This is a genomic window from Bacteroides sp. AN502(2024), from assembly GCF_041227145.1.
In the GTDB taxonomy this organism is placed as follows: Bacteria; Bacteroidota; Bacteroidia; order Bacteroidales; family Bacteroidaceae; genus Bacteroides.
In genome coordinates this window covers 3,417,259-3,433,403 of the sequence record NZ_JBGFSP010000003.1, presented here as the reverse complement: position 1 = coordinate 3,433,403, position 16,145 = coordinate 3,417,259, and the positions used below count along the sequence as shown (strand labels likewise).

Below are 16,145 nucleotides of genomic sequence, written 5' to 3'. Positions count from 1 at the left end.
TTCTTTCTATTTCTCATTACTCTACTTTGCGTTTGAAGAACCAACGTTCATTGAACGTCAATCCGATGCTGACACGAAAGATATTTTCGTTTACAAAGGTCGGCTCCTGTCCACTGATACGGACAAACTGTCCGCTGATGCTGAGGATGGAACGGGAACGAGGCACAGGCAGACCGAAACCGGCAGTGACGCCATATTCACGGGCAGCGCTTTTACCATTGATCTTATAGTAGGGAGTCGTATAATAAGCACCCAAACGATATTTGACATGGGATAAATAGGAACGTCCGATCAAATTGGGGATGTATTCCGCACCCACCGCTATTTTATGACGGTCGCCACATGCGTATGTTTCATCAAACTCTTTACGTATGGCCTCATCTGCTCCATTTACGCCAAACTTAGCTTTCGACCATTGCTGTAAACTATAATCAGCACCGACTGTCAAACGTTTGTCATAGTTATAAGTGAATCCGATGCCAAATGTATTAGGCAGTTCCAATGTAGCATCCGGGTTCAAGGAGTTGGAAGAGACAATAGAAACACCTCCGCTATTACTTACCGTCTTCATCTGCGTTATCACATTATAACGATCAGCAATTTTATGCTTTGGTGAATACACCGCACCTATCGTAATAGATTTTTTCTTGCTTATATCCCATCTATATTGTGCTCCAAAATCCAACTTGTAATCCGAAACCGAAACACCTGATGTCTGTTCATGATAATACACGTTCGACACGTTATAATTTATAGTGCGTGTACGATCAATATCCCCCCATAAATAAGAAACATTCACACCTACCGAAAGATTATTCAACACTTTCACACCTAATCCGGCATACATCTGATGTAATCCACCCTCTCCACTGAAATTTCGATATGTGTTCAATGTTTGATCATCATTCGGCTGTACATCCGATACAGAATATCCGACATTGGAGAACGGCAACAGACCGACACTCATCGCTATCCTCGGATGCAGACGAAATTGCATGGCCAGATAGTCGAAACTGGAGTTTTTGACATTCAGCTTCACACCGCCGCCGCTAATGTTCATATTTTGCAAACTGACGCCTCCTTCAAAGAGGAATGTCAATGAATCAATGGCCGTATACGAAGCAGGATTCAGCGGATTGATCTGTGCTCCATCCCGAAGTCCAAAAGCAATTCCCCCCATCGCCTTGCTGTTACCGAAGCTTTGATCGGACAAGTCACCATAGCCATATCGTGTATAAGGGGAGTTTGTATTATTTTGAGCGATTGCCATTCCGGTAACCATCGTGAGCAAAAGCACACAAAGTGTGTATTTAAATCCTACCATTATTATAGTTTAAAATTCTATTTAATCCTTTCAACACTAAAAATCTATCTGCAAAGATGGTACTTTTTACGGTGCTATCAAAAGAAAATTCATCTCCGCCCGTTAAAAAAACCAAAAGTTCAGGATATTTATGCTTCATAGACTCAATATAACCTGAAATTTCGTACTCGATCCCCTTCATCACTCCGGCACGTATAGCCGTTTCGGTGTCCCGTCCCATCGGGAGTTTACGCCCATCGGCGTCCACCAGAGGCAAGCGTCCCGTAAACCGATGAAGTGCCTTAAAACGCATCTGCATACCGGGCGAGATGTTCCCTCCGTGATACCGACCTTTTGAATCGATAAATTCGTATGTAATGCAAGTCCCGGCATCGATGACCAATATGTCGCGATGAGGAAACTGCTCATGGGCACCCACTGCGGCAGCGATACGATCATACCCCAATGTTTCAGGAGTTTCGTACAGGTTGACAACCGGAAGCGGCGTCCGGTGATCGAGCCAGAGCAAAGGAAACGGCAAAGCTGCCAAATCAGCCAGTATCCGTTCGTTCAAGTCAACGACAGTAGCCACCATTCCCCGATCCACCGGATACTTCGAGCAAAGTGCTTTCAAACCCTCCAGCGACTGATTGGATCCAGCGGATACCTCCACCATCTCTCCACCGTCGAAGAGAGCCACCTTTGCCATTGTATTTCCTATGTCGATTATTAAATTCAATGCATTTTCGTCTTTAGCGAGCGCAAATGTAAAGTAAAAAAAGAGAAGTTGAAGCATAAAGGGGGAATTATTTGCTGCGAATACATCTACATAACCGTTAATCGAAGGTTTTATGCAAAACTAGAAAATAGCCTCAAAATACCACAGTAATAAAATTAGTTAAGCACTAAGCCAACCCGTCAAATCTATTAATCAAAAATATCATTTCTAAGTTTTACCACAAAAAAATGATATTTCTCTATTTATCAGATAAAAAATAGAGAAACATGCATTATCTCAAAAAAAAATATTATATTTACAGAGTAATCATTCACTAATAATTAACCTCTTAAAAACAATCGCACTTATGAAAACAAAAAAAATGCTTATCCCTCTTTTTTTAGTATTACTTTTTTGTGGATGTGAACAAAATGAGTCATTTAGAGAAACGAAAGAAACTTTTTCTCGGATTTCATTTAAAAACACACAAGAATTTTTCGACACTTTTAATAAGTTATCATTAAAAAGTTATGATGAACAAATTAAGTGGTCTCGAATGCACAGTTCTGCTCCTTTCCTATTACATTGTGATGGATGTGAAGACAATGAAATTTTCAATATGCCAACATCCTTTCAAGCCCTATTCGATAAACATCTGGAAATCCAAATTAATGATTCTATTCTAAAATATGTAAATGGAGAAATGATTTTAATATCTGATGACGAGAAGATAGTATGTGGCAATGCTATAGCTATTTCTGCATCTTCACTAGAACAGTCTCCAACTAGTAGAACCACTACAAATGTTACATTTGGAAAACTAGGAGCAAACCACCAACAAGAATGTACACCTTACAATTACGGAAAATATAAATTCAAGTATGTACATGAATTAAAATCTGTCAATATAAGAATTAACAATCAAGATGCCGAAGCACTCTTCATAACATTAAAATTGGAATATAAGGGAAGGAGCTGGCATGAAGCAGGGGAAAGTCGAACTATCAACCTAAATCTATCAGGATATGCTAAGGTTGGTAACTATGGTGGGGGTAATATAAATGTAAACAGCACTATTAATGTTGCAAAAAACCACGATTTTTTACTACTTCCAGCTTTTATAATTCCAAATGGGTTACCAGTTCGTGTTTGGACTGTAAACATAACAGGCACTATCACTCATACTATGAATGGATTTCCAGAAACAAAATGGGTTGATACTTGGTAATTTGTTCCTCTAGCCATTTTATAGATTTATCGTGCAATAATAAAATAGCCATAAGGTATACATAATGCCAAATTTGAAAGATTTACCCCTGCTACATAACTATAGCAGGGGTAGAAAAGTATTTAGAGTTTGCACTCTTAACAGAAAAACATCATTTTCTTTCAACTAAAAAAGACTCAATCATAAATAAAAAGTCAGATTATTCAGCAATAACCATACCCAAAATCACAAAAAAGACGTATTGCTACTGCCACACGTAATCAAGGCTCGCCACAAGTCCACTTGCTTAATGGCAACGCACCACGTCAATATATGGCAAAATACACTTTACCCAACGAGTAAGTTCACTGATAACCTTAGTTCTATTATCTGAGGTGGTGATTCTGATGACGATTAGGCTATAACTATTTCTTGCAAAAAAATTGGACTTCTCCCCAATTTTTCGTATCTTTAGTGAAAAGATGAGGATTTATTGGTAATTATAGAGTGGTAATCCCCAATTTTTATTAATGAATGATACATCATTCAATTTAATTGTTTTAATTTGCAGAAAAAAGATGAAAACCAATTTAAATATAAAATCCATCGCAGAATTTACATTACTATGTTTATTTGAAAACGGAGTATCTGTATGCCCTTTAAAATTACAGAAGATATTATATTATATTCAAGCATGGCATATGGTTTATTTCGATAAAAAATTATTATTTGACGAAAGACCGGAAGCGTGGGTTAATGGCCCTGTATATAGAAGTATATATAATCAATATAAAAATATTGGCATATATGACCAAATAACTCCAGAACAAATTGATATCGAAGGAAACTTAGAAAAGAAGAAAAAAGAATTAGATTTAGATAATGACCAACTTGAATTTTTAGAATCAATATTTCAATTTTACGGGACAATGAGTCATGACAAATTGGTATTCTTAACACATTCAGAAAAGCCATGGAGCGAAAAAAGAGAAGGGCTAAATCCGTTTGAATATTCAAATGAAGAAATTTCGTTAGAAACAATGTATAGCTATTATAAAAGTAGACTGGATTCTAAAAAAAGAAAACAATAATGGCTTACGATTTTGATATTGAGGATATTGAAGAATTTCATCAAAGGTATACATGGGGAGAAGGATTATCTAATGAAAGCATTTATAATTCTAAACAAACGCTTCCTGTTATATGTTATGATTTAATTGATTTAGATAAGACTAAATACCATTTTTTACAAGATTGTTTTGATAATAAGGACATAAAGTCTTATTTTAAAGCTATCAAATATATTTCTAAACATACTTTAGATGAATTGTTAGAGGAAAATAATCATGAATTTCATTTTTATAAATCAGAAATAAGAGGTAATTTACGCAAAGTATTGAGAGAATTACATGGAGAGATATCTAACAATATTATATATCCGGAAATCTACCATTTTGCATTATACACTAATAAAGAAACATTAGCCGATAGAAAATCAAATATAAAATCCCCTCGAATCTATTTTTTAGTAGGCGCTCATGGAATGCTTTATATATTATTTTATGACCCTTATCATGAAATTAACCCTTAGTTTTTTTGAAATCGGGTTTGCTCATTTCCCTAAGAATTTCTTTTAGGGTATTTTCCCGTCCGCCAACCACCGAAAAAGTGTGTCGATCGAACTATATTTATATATTTATTATACTTTAGTATTTATATATGCTCGTTTGGTGGCTTTTTCCACTTTCTTCCGACCGTTGCAAACGATTGGTTGACAAACAGTTAGAACGACTTTAGGGGTGGCTCGTTTGGTGGCTCGCTTTTTTGTAAGGATTTTACACTCAAACAGAGCCTCCATTTCACCCGAACAGAGCCTCTATTTACCCTAAACAGAGGCTCTGTTTCAGTCAATTAGAGGCTCTATTCTGATAAAATAAAGCCTCCGGATTTTCGAATCCAACTATTTTTTTCGTATATTTGCCACTGAAATAAAACGATCCAGCTAATGAAACGATTTTACTCATACATCATCCTCTCCTTGTTCCTGTTGCTTCTGCCCACCGGACAAGCATCTGCCAACGACAACGACTCCATCCGTCTGAGTCTGCTGACTTGTGCCCCCGGAGAGGAAATCTATTCCCTGTTCGGACACACGGCCATCCGTTATGAGAACTTTTCACAAGGAACTGACCTTGTATTCAATTACGGATTGTTCAGTTTCAACACGCCACACTTCATCCTCCGCTTCGCGCTCGGAAAAACGGACTACCAACTGGGAGTAACCGATTACGAGCGTTTCGCAGCTGAATACGCATTTCTCGGACGCAGTGTATGGCAACAGACACTCTATCTGACCCGTGATGAAGGGAGAAAACTAGTCCGTTCATTACAAGAGAATTATCGCCCGGAGAACCGGGTATACCATTATAATTTCTTTCACGACAATTGTGCCACCCGCCCCCGGGACAAGATACTGGAAAGCATTACAGAAAAGGTGGTTTACCCCATCGCTCCGCTAGATAGTTCCTGTACCTTCCGCAGCATCGTACATGAATATTGCAAAGGGCATCCATGGGCACGTTTCGGCATCGATCTCTGCATCGGAAGCGAAGCCGACCAACCCATCACACAACAGCAAACGATGTTTGCCCCTTTCTACCTGATGAATATTTTCAACGGCATATATATTTCCGGAAAGAACTATATTCGCCGGCTCGTAGCATCCAAAGAGCTGGTAGTCGATGCCACTCCCGCACCGGATGAAAGCAGCTGGATGCCTACTCCGCTCCAATGCTCGTTACTCTTATTTATACTGACAGCCGCCGCCACGATTTACGGCATCCGCCGGAGAACCGGATTATGGGGGGTCGACCTCTTTCTTTTTGGCATGGCGGGCATCGTGGGATGCGTCCTCGCCTTCCTCGCCCTCTTCTCCCAACACCCGGCAGTCAGTCCCAATTACCTGTTATGGGTGTTCCATCCGGGACAACTTCTGTTCCTTCCGTATGTGGTCTATTGTGTCCGAAAAGGGAAGAGATGTTGGTATCTGACCCTGAACTTAGTCGTTTTAACACTTTTTATATTGCTTTTACGCGCCATTCCGCAAGAAATCGACTTTGCTGTTGTACCTTTGGCACTCGTTTTGCTGGTACGTTCAGCAAGCCATTTGATTGTGACATCTAAAAAGAGATAATGAAAGGACTACTTACTTCCCTCATCACCGTACTGACTTTCACCGGGCTACAAGCCCAGTCGCTGCCTGCCGCCCCTAAATTGGTGGTGGGGCTGACCATCGACCAATTGCGTACGGACTATCTGGAAGCGTTTTCGTCACTGTATGGCGAGAAAGGATTCAAACGTCTTTGGAAAGAGGGAAGGGTGTTCCATAATGCCGAATATACCTTCAGCGGGGTGGACCGAGCCTCTGCCATTGCGGCTATTTACAGCGGCACGACGCCTTCCGTGAACGGAATTATTTCCCAACGCTGGATGGACGTCTCTACGCTCCGCCCCGTCAACAGCACGGACGACATGACATTCATGGGGTATTACACCGACCGGACTGCCGCCCCCACCCGACTACTGACTTCAACCATTGCCGACGAGCTTAAAATAGCGACCCAAGGCAAAGGGCTCGTATATGCCATCGCACCTGATTGCGATGCCGCACTTTTCGCGGCCGGACATGCCGGAAACGCTGCTTTCTGGCTCAATCCCAACACCGGGAAATGGAGCGGAACCACCTATTACGGGGAGTTTCCGTGGTGGGCAAGCCAATATAACGACCGGCAGGCGGTTGATTTCCGTATCGCCGGTATGACATGGGAACCGGTATTTCCTCGGAGTATGTATACTTTCCTGCCAGATTGGCGGGATATGATCTTCAAATATAAGTTTGATGACGACCGCAATAATAAGTACCGCCACTTCATCGCCAGCCCTTTTGTGAATGATGAAGTGAACGCGCTGGCCGAAGAGGCGTTGAACAAAAGTTCGATCGGCGCGGACGACATTACTGACTTATTGGCACTCACTTATTATGCCGGCAACTATATGCACAAATCCGTACAGGAATGTGCCATGGAGATACAAGACACCTACGTGCGTCTCGACCGTAGCATCGCCGACCTGCTCGAAGTGCTCGATAAGAAAGTGGGCTTGCAGCATGTACTTATTTTCATCACTTCCACCGGATATACCGACAGCGAATCACCCGATTCGGGGGTATACAAGATTCCGGGGGGGGAATTCCACCTCAACCGTTGCGCCGCCTTGCTGAACATGTACCTGATGGCTACGTATGGCGAAGGGAAGTATGTGGAAGCACATCACAACCGGCAGATTTACCTGAACCATAAGTTACTGGAGAAGAAGGAACTGAATCTGGCGGAGATACAACAGAAGGCGGCAGAGTTCCTGATGCAGTTCAGCGGGGTGAACGAAGCCTATTCGGCCAACCGCCTGCTACTGGGATCATGGACCCCGGAAATCTACAAAATACGTAACGGCTATCATCGCAAACGTTCGGGTGACCTCGTTATCGACGTTCTCCCCGGATGGACCATCGTCGACGAGAATGGCGGTAAGAACAAAGTGGTACGTCATTCCTATGTCCCTTCACCGCTGATTTTCATGGGATATTCCGTGAAGCCGGACATCATCCGGACGCCTGTCACCATTGATCATATCGCGCCTACACTGGCACATTTTATGCGTATCCGGGCTCCCAACGCCTGCACTTCTGCTCCTATGACCGGCCTACGGTAAGAAATTACTCACAAAAACAGGGGCAAAGCATAAATAAATCAGCATTTTAATGTAACTTTGCGGAGGTTTCTTGATAGGAAGATCCTCCAACGCGGATTAACAGGGATTAAAAATCCGATTTAACCTCTCCCTTATTCTGCGTAAACCGGCGTTCATCCGCGTTGAAATTGATATAAATAATAAATTGAATAATATATGGGATTTAATGAATTTTTAAGCTCGATTTTCGGAAACAAATCCACACGAGACATGAAAGAAATCAAGCCCTGGGTGGAAAAGATCAAAGCTGCGTACCCGGAGATTGAGAGACTGGACAACGATGCCCTCCGTGCCAAAACGGAAGAACTCAAAAAACATATCCATGAGTCGGCCGCTGCCGAACGCGCGAAAGTGGAGGAGTTGAAGGCCAGTATCGAAACACTGGAATTGGAGGACCGTGAAGAGGTCTTCGCACAAATAGACAAGATAGAAAAGGAGATTCTGGAGAAATATGAGAAAGCACTGGATGAAGTACTGCCTGTTGCTTTCTCTATCGTAAAGGCTACGGCCAAACGGTTCACGGAAAATGAGGAGATCGTGGTTACCGCTACGGATTTCGACCGCCAACTGGCTGCTACGAAAGACTTTGTACGCATCGAAGGGGACAAGGCTATCTATCGGAATCACTGGATAGCCGGTGGTAATGATACGGTATGGAACATGGTTCACTACGACGTACAGCTCTTCGGCGGTGTCGTTCTGCACAAAGGTAAGATTGCGGAAATGGCAACCGGTGAAGGTAAAACATTGGTGGCTACCCTCCCGGTATTCCTTAACGCGCTGACCGGAAACGGTGTGCATGTAGTGACCGTGAATGATTACCTCGCCAAACGTGATGCCGAATGGATGGGACCTCTGTATATGTTCCACGGTCTGAGCGTGGATTGTATCGACCGCCATCAGCCGAACTCCGACGCACGACGCCAGGCGTATCTGGCAGACATCACGTTCGGTACGAACAATGAATTCGGCTTTGACTACCTGCGTGACAATATGGCTATCAGCCCGAAAGATCTTGTGCAACGGCAGCACAACTATGCCATCGTCGATGAGGTCGACTCGGTATTGATTGACGATGCTCGTACGCCGTTGATTATCTCCGGTCCCGTACCGAAAGGTGACGACCAGTTGTTCGAACAACTCCGACCGTTGGTGGAACGCTTGGTGGAAGCACAGAAGGTATTGGCTACCAAATACCTCTCCGAAGCCAAGAAACTGATCGCATCCAACGATAAGAAAGAGGTGGAAGACGGATTCCTCGCCTTATACCGCAGCCACAAGGCATTGCCGAAGAACAAGGCATTGATCAAGTTCCTGAGTGAGCAGGGCATCAAAGCCGGTATGCTCAAAACGGAAGAGATCTACATGGAACAGAACAACAAGCGTATGCATGAGGTGACGGATCCGCTGTATTTCGTGATCGATGAGAAACTGAACAGTGTAGACCTGACGGATAAGGGGGTGGACCTGATTACCGGTAACTCCGAAGACCCGACCTTGTTCGTTCTTCCCGACATCGCCGGACAACTGTCGGAGCTGGAGAACCAGCACCTGAGTAACGAACAACTGCTCGAAAAGAAAGATGAGCTTCTGACAAACTATGCCATCAAATCGGAACGTGTACACACCATCAACCAGCTGTTGAAGGCTTACACGATGTTCGAGAAAGATGATGAATATGTGGTGATCGACGGACAGGTGAAGATCGTAGACGAGCAGACCGGACGTATCATGGAGGGGCGCCGCTACTCTGACGGATTGCACCAGGCCATCGAAGCCAAGGAACGGGTGAAGGTGGAAGCTGCTACACAGACTTTCGCCACGATTACTTTGCAGAACTACTTCCGTATGTATCACAAACTGTCTGGTATGACCGGTACGGCTGAAACGGAAGCCGGCGAGCTTTGGGATATCTATAAATTGGATGTAGTCGTTATCCCGACCAACCGTCCGATTGCCAGAAAGGATATGAACGACCGCGTTTACAAAACGAAACGCGAAAAGTATAAAGCTGTCATCGAGGAAATCGAGAAATTGGTGCAGGCAGGACGCCCGGTACTGGTGGGTACTACCTCGGTAGAGATCTCCGAGATGTTGAGCAAAATGCTTACCATGCGCAAGATCGAACATAAAGTATTGAACGCGAAGTTGCACCAGAAAGAGGCAGACATCGTTGCTACTGCCGGTTTGAGAGGAACAGTGACCATTGCTACCAACATGGCGGGTCGTGGTACCGACATCAAGCTAAGTCCGGAAGTAAAAGCGGCGGGCGGTTTGGCAATCATCGGTACGGAACGACACGAATCGCGTCGTGTAGACCGACAGCTGCGTGGTCGTGCCGGACGTCAGGGTGACCCGGGTTCTTCGGTATTCTTCGTGTCGTTGGAAGATGATTTGATGCGTCTGTTCTCTTCCGACCGCATTGCCAGTGTGATGGACAAGCTAGGTTTCCAGGAAGGTGAGATGATCGAGCACAAGATGATTTCCAACTCTATCGAACGTGCCCAGAAGAAGGTGGAAGAAAACAACTTCGGTATTCGTAAACGTCTGTTGGAATATGACGACGTGATGAACAAGCAGCGTACGGTGGTCTACACCAAACGTCGCCACGCTTTGATGGGTGAACGTATCGGCATGGATATCGTGAATATGATTTGGGACCGTTGCGCCAACGCGATCGAGAACAATGATTACGAAGGGTGCCAGATGGAATTACTCCAGACATTGGCGATGGAAACTCCGTTCACCGAAGAGGAATTCCGTAACGAGAAGAAGGATAAGTTGGCCGAGAGGGCTTTCAACATTGCGATGGAAAACTTCAAACGCAAGACCGAACGGCTGGCACAGATCGCCAACCCGGTTATCAAACAGGTATATGAGAATCAGGGACACATGTACGAGAACATCCTGATTCCTATCACGGACGGTAAACGGATGTACAACATCTCTTGCAACCTGAAAGCGGCTTACGAATCGGAATCTAAAGAGGTGGTGAAAGCGTTCGAGAAGTCAATCTTGCTCCACGTCATCGACGAAGCATGGAAAGAGAATCTCCGCGAACTGGACGAACTGAAACATTCCGTACAGAACGCAAGCTACGAACAGAAAGACCCGCTGTTGATTTATAAACTGGAGTCTGTGACTCTGTTTGACGCGATGGTGAACAAGATCAACAACCAGACTATATCTATCTTGATGCGCGGACAGATTCCTGTACAGGAAGCTCCCGACGAACAGGCTGCACGACGCGTGGACGTACGTCAGGCTGCTCCTGAACAGCGTCAGGATATGAGCAAGTATCGCGAAAACAAGCATGACTTGAGTGACCCGAACCAGCAGGCTGCTGCCAGCCAGGATACCCGTGAACGGCAGAAGCGTGAACCGATCCGTGCAGAGAAGACTGTGGGACGTAACGATCCTTGTCCATGCGGAAGTGGCAAGAAGTATAAGAACTGTCACGGTAGAAACCTTTGATCGATTATGATTATAAATTAAAGGCTGGGAATCACGGGATGACATGCTTTAGGGCGTAGTCTCTCTGTGTTCCACTTATAAAAGAAAGAGAGGCTGTCTAACAAGTCTCAGTAGTTAGAAGTCGAGGGTGTGTCATAATGCCTAAATATAAAGATTTACCCCTGCCACAGATAGCTATAGCAGGGGTAATTTCCTCAAAAAGGGAGTTTTGATACACTCGAAATCGTTAGAACAGGACATGTTAGACAGCCTCCTCTTTCTTTTATTCCTCCAAAATCGTACTTTTGTTCACATTACTAAATAGCACCCATCTATGGCAAAATCTTATTCACTGGCTTTCATCGCTCTGTTCCTGCTGACACTGGGCAGCTGTCAGAGTCTGGAACAGATTTCCATTGATTATCTGCAACCTGCGGATTTGAGTTTTCCTCCACACCTCCGGAAAGTAGCTATCGTGAATAACACAGGCAACGCACCGGATAACAAGCCGATAGCAGCGACTGAGAAAATCAAAGAAGACATACCGGTGGTAAGTCGTGCAACGATATATGCCAATGGTGACCCCCGGATTGCCACCGAATCACTGGCAGAAGAAATCGCACGACAGAATTACTTCGATGAGGTCGTCATCTGTGATTCTGCGTTACGTGCCAATGACAAACTGCCTCGCGAGAGTATGCTAAGTCAGGAGGAGGTCAGCCAGTTAGCCTCTGATTTGGGAGTGGATGTTATCATTGCACTGGAAAACCTGCAACTCAAAGCAACCCAAACGGTGCGTTACTTGAATGAGTTCAACTGTTTTCAAGGAGCGGTGGACGTCAAAGTATACCCCACAGTGAGAGTGTATCTTCCCGAACGTAGCCGGCCGATGACTACGCTCCATCCTACTGACAGCATCTTCTGGGAGGAGTTTGGAGGTAGCGCCATAGAAGCTGCCACCCACCTGATTCCCGACAAACAGATGTTGGAGGAAGCGGCAGCATTTGCAGGAACCGTTCCGGTGAAACACCTCGTCCCCATCTGGAAAAAAGGAACACGGTATCTGTATGCCGGAGGCTCCGTTCCCATGCGTGACGCTGCCATCTATGTACGTGAAAATTCATGGGACAACGCATACGAACTTTGGAAGCAAACGTTCGAAAGTAGCAAAAGTCAAAAGAAGAAGATGCAGACCGCTCTCAACATTGCTGTTTATCACGAAATGAAGGGTAGCCTGGCTAAAGCGGAAGAATGGGCGGAAAAAGCCCGGCAACTGGCCCTGAAAATAGAAAAGAAGAGTATCACGGATAGTGTTCGGGGCACCATCGATGCGGGACCGGATTACTATCTTACGTCCTTGTATTTAACCGAATTGAAGGAGAGAAACGCTCAATTACCTAAGCTAAAATTACAAATGAGCCGATTTAATGATGATTTTTAAGGAATTTGTGTACCAAATCTTACTTTTTTTTATACCTTTGAGCGTATAAAAAGAAAGAACTCATGGAACTAAGCCAACAATCACTATCCATTATCGAATCGACGATCCAAAAGGCTGTCGCTAAATATGCATGTAGCTGTGAACAAACAGTCGTAACCGATATCCATTTACAACCGGATCAGACATCGGGACAACTGACCATTTATAATGACGATGATGAAGAGTTGGCAAACACTCTGGTCGAAGAATGGGCAACGTATGAAGAGGATGATTTTCTGGAAAACGTGGAGCCTTCTCTGCAAAGTATTCTTTGTAGAATGAAAGATGCCGGAGATTTCGACAAAGTGACCATTTTGAAACCCTATTCCTTCGTTTTGGTAGATGAAGAGAAAGAAACCGTAGCGGAATTGCTCTTGGTCGATGACGACACCATACTGGTGAATGATGAATTGTTGAAAGGGTTGGATAAGGAGTTGGATGACTTCTTAAAGAATTTGTTGGAGAAATAAAGAAGAATTATGGGAGAAATAAAGAACGATTGTTGGAGAAATAAGATACCGTTCTTTTTTTAAACAGAGATCGTTCAAGATTCATATAAAAAGATAAGAGGCTGTCTAACAAGTCCTATTTTAACGATTTCAACCTGACAGAATATGCTTGGGCAGGGTGACTTCTAACTACTGAGACCTGTTAGACAGCCTCTTATTTGATATATACCTTGTAGCAATATAACTTAAGATGGATCTGTAGAAATTTAAGATTCCTTCTAAAAAAGTTCTGAGACAAATTATGACCGGGCATATTTCAGCCCCGACTACAACACTTGGTTTTCTATGAAACGTCAGTTCGATAGAACTTCATCTGTATATCCGTATGGCTTCCTCTCTTTCGGGAAGGAGGTGAGTTCGGTTACTCAAAGTGATATCAACCCGACGTGGGTTAAACTTATGAGCTACAAAGGGGCTAAAATTGAGAGAGCTGACACTATTAACTTAGTAAACGCTCGACAAAAACGACATACTAAAATAGTATAAAGTCTTGTAGTTCAACGGATAGAACGAGGGTTTCCTAATCATTTAGTTGTTCAATGTCTGTACCTTACTCTTCTCTGCCCAGGCTTTCTCCATCCCATAGAAGTTTATTTCCTCTCCTGCAGGCTTCCCGTCCAACTCCGCCTGCTTCTGTTCAAAGAAGGCTTTCCAACGCTGATAATACAAGTCTTTCAAGAGTCCGCTCCATTCCCGATGCGAATAGTCATGCAATCCGCCCCGATTGGCAGCAATACTATCTCCCCAGACGGTGATTAATGCAGAAGCATTCCATTCGTACAATCGCTTTTCTTCTTCAGTAGTTCCCAAAGAACGAGCTGCATCCAGCCAAGAGGAAACGGAGAATTCTTTCCGGGTAGACAATAAACTGTCTTGCGACAGGATGAGTTGCAGGAATTGCCGTGTCTGTCTGCGGAAATTCTCTTTGTCCTTCCGGTCATAGCTCTGTGATATTTCTTCAAGTAACACATTTCCTTTATCGGCATTACTTTGGCGCACGATGTCTACCAAGTCATACTCAAAATTATTGTTTCCTTTATACCGGTCGGCAACGGAGGTTAGCAGCCGGGCTGCCTTTGCCGTAGAATCCGGTGCATAAAACAGTTGGGCACATCCCCATGTGGAAGTCCTGTCCAGATGGAACCCCGGACGGGCACACAACAAAGATTCAACGGTTCCTTCACCCTGATAATCTTTCGGAGCATTGTAAACAGTATGTTCCAATGCACGCCACGCTCCCATTACTTCCGGAGCGACCTCTTTGCCGTAGCGAGCTTTCAAATAGCCTTGCAACCACTCATCGGAAGAAAAACGTTCTTCACGCCAAGGAAGTTCGTAAAGGAGTTCGAACATCACCGGATTATTCTCAATACCCTCCGCCGTTGCTCCTACTCCACGCAATGTTTTTCCGTTAGCATGAGCACAAGCATCGTAATAGCCGTTCACCAACTGATTCATCCGGCCGTGCAGACCTACATTACCTCCAAAATTCAGCAACATACAATAGAGCCAGTCGTGTTTGCCAAAGCCCTTTTCCCGATACCACCCCGAATCCGGATCTCCCCATTGAGGAAGCTTCTCGGCATATAAATCTAAAACAAGCATATCACCCCGGTCAAGAGAAGAAATCATCTCTTCACGAGGATTCGCCTGCCAAGCCTGAATGACCCAGACTGCCTCCGGATTCGCTTTCTTCATGGCAGCCATGATGGAAGCACCGGTTTTCGCCAAATCCACTCCTGCCGTATTACCGCCCTCATGGAAAGGGTCCATACTGTAATAGTTGGCTTTCCCATAGAGCTTCTCCAATTCCTCATAATACATCGCTGCAAAAGAGTCGAAATGTTCATCCTCCGTAGAAAGGAAAGCCGGACGGGGGAAGCCGCACCATTTACCGGGATCGGCAATCTGATAACCTAACTTTTCACCAATATTACGAGGAACCATCCCTGCATAACCCGGGAATACCGGCTCAATGCCCAGTTCCCGCATGCGGGCTACGATCTTCTTCTGCAGAGCTTCCTGTTGCCGGTACCAGCTATCGGGATTCGGTCCTCCCCAACCCTCGAGATTATTCATCTGCCACCAAGCCATAAAGGCGGGGCCGGAAATAAATTCATTGACTTCTTCCGTTGTGTATCCGAGACGTTTCAACAGATGATACCAGACCACCTCCATTCCGGTGATGCTCAAAGGCATATTGATGCCATGCATCGCCATCCAGTCTATTTCTTTCTCCCAACGTTCCCAATCCCAGAAAGCCATGGAATAAGAATAGGTACAATAGTTCAGATAATATCTGTTCTCCATGGATGTCTCCTTACGTATCTTTTCCTGGGGAAGCGGCAGTGTTTCCGGTAACTTCTGCGAAAGATTATTCCAAGAAAGATGAATACCGGCTACATATTTCAGATACCAGTTCAATCCCGTAGCCAGAGACAAGTCAGAGTTTCCGGTTATCAGCACCTTACCCTCTTCGGAAGATATTTCAAAATAATCCTTCAACGGATTGTTTTCATCAGCCATCATCCGAAAAAGAATACGACCTTTCGAAGTACCCTCCGTCACACGATCTGCCAATGCATGGACAGGCAACTGCTCGGTTTGGCAGCTACATATCCATGTAGCCCCCCATAATAGAATGAATAAAAGACGTGTATACATAGTTT

General features: G+C 44.2%; 11 protein-coding genes. 8 read left to right on the top strand and 3 right to left on the bottom strand.

Going from position 1 to position 16,145, the window contains the following annotated elements:
- Positions 1-16 precede the first annotated feature (16 nt).
- Together AB9N12_RS13405 and AB9N12_RS13400 are read right to left on the bottom strand one after the other, a co-directional pair.
- Positions 17-1,324, bottom strand: coding sequence for an outer membrane protein transport protein (locus tag AB9N12_RS13405; RefSeq protein ID WP_369892523.1), 1,308 nt, complete (start codon positions 1,322-1,324; stop codon positions 17-19).
- Complete coding sequence (locus AB9N12_RS13400) at positions 1,311-2,099, bottom strand: type III pantothenate kinase (protein ID WP_369892522.1); 789 nt, start codon at positions 2,097-2,099, stop codon at positions 1,311-1,313. The genes AB9N12_RS13405 and AB9N12_RS13400 overlap by 14 nt, the downstream gene beginning before the upstream one ends.
- A 289-nt stretch (positions 2,100-2,388) precedes the next feature.
- On the opposite strand from AB9N12_RS13400, the gene AB9N12_RS13395 reads away from it, so the two are divergent.
- From AB9N12_RS13395 to AB9N12_RS13360, 8 genes are all read left to right on the top strand, one after another.
- The gene (locus AB9N12_RS13395; protein ID WP_369892521.1) at positions 2,389-3,249 is read left to right on the top strand and encodes a hypothetical protein; all 861 of its coding nucleotides are present in this window, start codon (positions 2,389-2,391) and stop codon (positions 3,247-3,249) included.
- A gap of 557 nt (positions 3,250-3,806) precedes the next feature.
- A complete protein-coding gene (locus AB9N12_RS13390; RefSeq protein ID WP_369892520.1) occupies positions 3,807-4,319 on the top strand; it encodes a Panacea domain-containing protein in 513 nt (170 codons plus the stop codon).
- Complete coding sequence (locus AB9N12_RS13385) at positions 4,319-4,819, top strand: hypothetical protein (RefSeq protein WP_369892519.1); 501 nt, start codon at positions 4,319-4,321, stop codon at positions 4,817-4,819. Before AB9N12_RS13390 ends, AB9N12_RS13385 begins: the two co-directional genes overlap by 1 nt.
- Positions 4,820-5,233: 414 nt before the next feature.
- Positions 5,234-6,421, top strand: a complete 1,188-nt coding sequence (locus tag AB9N12_RS13380) for a DUF4105 domain-containing protein (protein WP_369892518.1) — start codon at positions 5,234-5,236, stop codon at positions 6,419-6,421.
- Positions 6,421-7,995, top strand: coding sequence for an alkaline phosphatase family protein (locus tag AB9N12_RS13375; RefSeq protein ID WP_369892517.1), 1,575 nt, complete (start codon positions 6,421-6,423; stop codon positions 7,993-7,995). Before AB9N12_RS13380 ends, AB9N12_RS13375 begins: the two co-directional genes overlap by 1 nt.
- 195 nt (positions 7,996-8,190) lie before the next feature.
- Positions 8,191-11,508 (top strand): preprotein translocase subunit SecA, encoded by a 3,318-nt coding sequence (secA, locus tag AB9N12_RS13370; protein WP_369892516.1) that lies wholly within the window; start codon positions 8,191-8,193, stop codon positions 11,506-11,508.
- A 313-nt stretch (positions 11,509-11,821) separates the two neighbouring features.
- Positions 11,822-12,928, top strand: coding sequence for a DUF6340 family protein (locus tag AB9N12_RS13365; protein WP_369892515.1), 1,107 nt, complete (start codon positions 11,822-11,824; stop codon positions 12,926-12,928).
- A gap of 62 nt (positions 12,929-12,990) precedes the next feature.
- Positions 12,991-13,437, top strand: coding sequence for a hypothetical protein (locus tag AB9N12_RS13360; RefSeq protein ID WP_369892514.1), 447 nt, complete (start codon positions 12,991-12,993; stop codon positions 13,435-13,437).
- Between the two features lie 567 nt (positions 13,438-14,004).
- On the opposite strand, the gene AB9N12_RS13355 is transcribed toward AB9N12_RS13360, so the two are convergent.
- A complete protein-coding gene (locus AB9N12_RS13355) occupies positions 14,005-16,140 on the bottom strand; it encodes an alpha-N-acetylglucosaminidase (protein WP_369892513.1) in 2,136 nt (711 codons plus the stop codon).
- Positions 16,141-16,145: the final 5 nt, after the last annotated feature.

Coding starts and splice junctions, on each gene's coding strand:
- secA (WP_369892516.1), top strand. CDS start 8,191: ATGGGATTTAATGAATTTTTAAGCTCGATTTTCGGAAACAAATCCACA.
- AB9N12_RS13365 (WP_369892515.1), top strand. CDS start 11,822: ATGGCAAAATCTTATTCACTGGCTTTCATCGCTCTGTTCCTGCTGACA.
- AB9N12_RS13380 (WP_369892518.1), top strand. CDS start 5,234: ATGAAACGATTTTACTCATACATCATCCTCTCCTTGTTCCTGTTGCTT.
- AB9N12_RS13360 (WP_369892514.1), top strand. CDS start 12,991: ATGGAACTAAGCCAACAATCACTATCCATTATCGAATCGACGATCCAA.
- AB9N12_RS13385 (WP_369892519.1), top strand. CDS start 4,319: ATGGCTTACGATTTTGATATTGAGGATATTGAAGAATTTCATCAAAGG.
- AB9N12_RS13400 (WP_369892522.1), bottom strand. CDS start 2,099: ATGCTTCAACTTCTCTTTTTTTACTTTACATTTGCGCTCGCTAAAGAC.
- AB9N12_RS13390 (WP_369892520.1), top strand. CDS start 3,807: ATGAAAACCAATTTAAATATAAAATCCATCGCAGAATTTACATTACTA.
- AB9N12_RS13395 (WP_369892521.1), top strand. CDS start 2,389: ATGAAAACAAAAAAAATGCTTATCCCTCTTTTTTTAGTATTACTTTTT.
- AB9N12_RS13375 (WP_369892517.1), top strand. CDS start 6,421: ATGAAAGGACTACTTACTTCCCTCATCACCGTACTGACTTTCACCGGG.
- AB9N12_RS13355 (WP_369892513.1), bottom strand. CDS start 16,140: ATGTATACACGTCTTTTATTCATTCTATTATGGGGGGCTACATGGATA.
- AB9N12_RS13405 (WP_369892523.1), bottom strand. CDS start 1,324: ATGGTAGGATTTAAATACACACTTTGTGTGCTTTTGCTCACGATGGTT.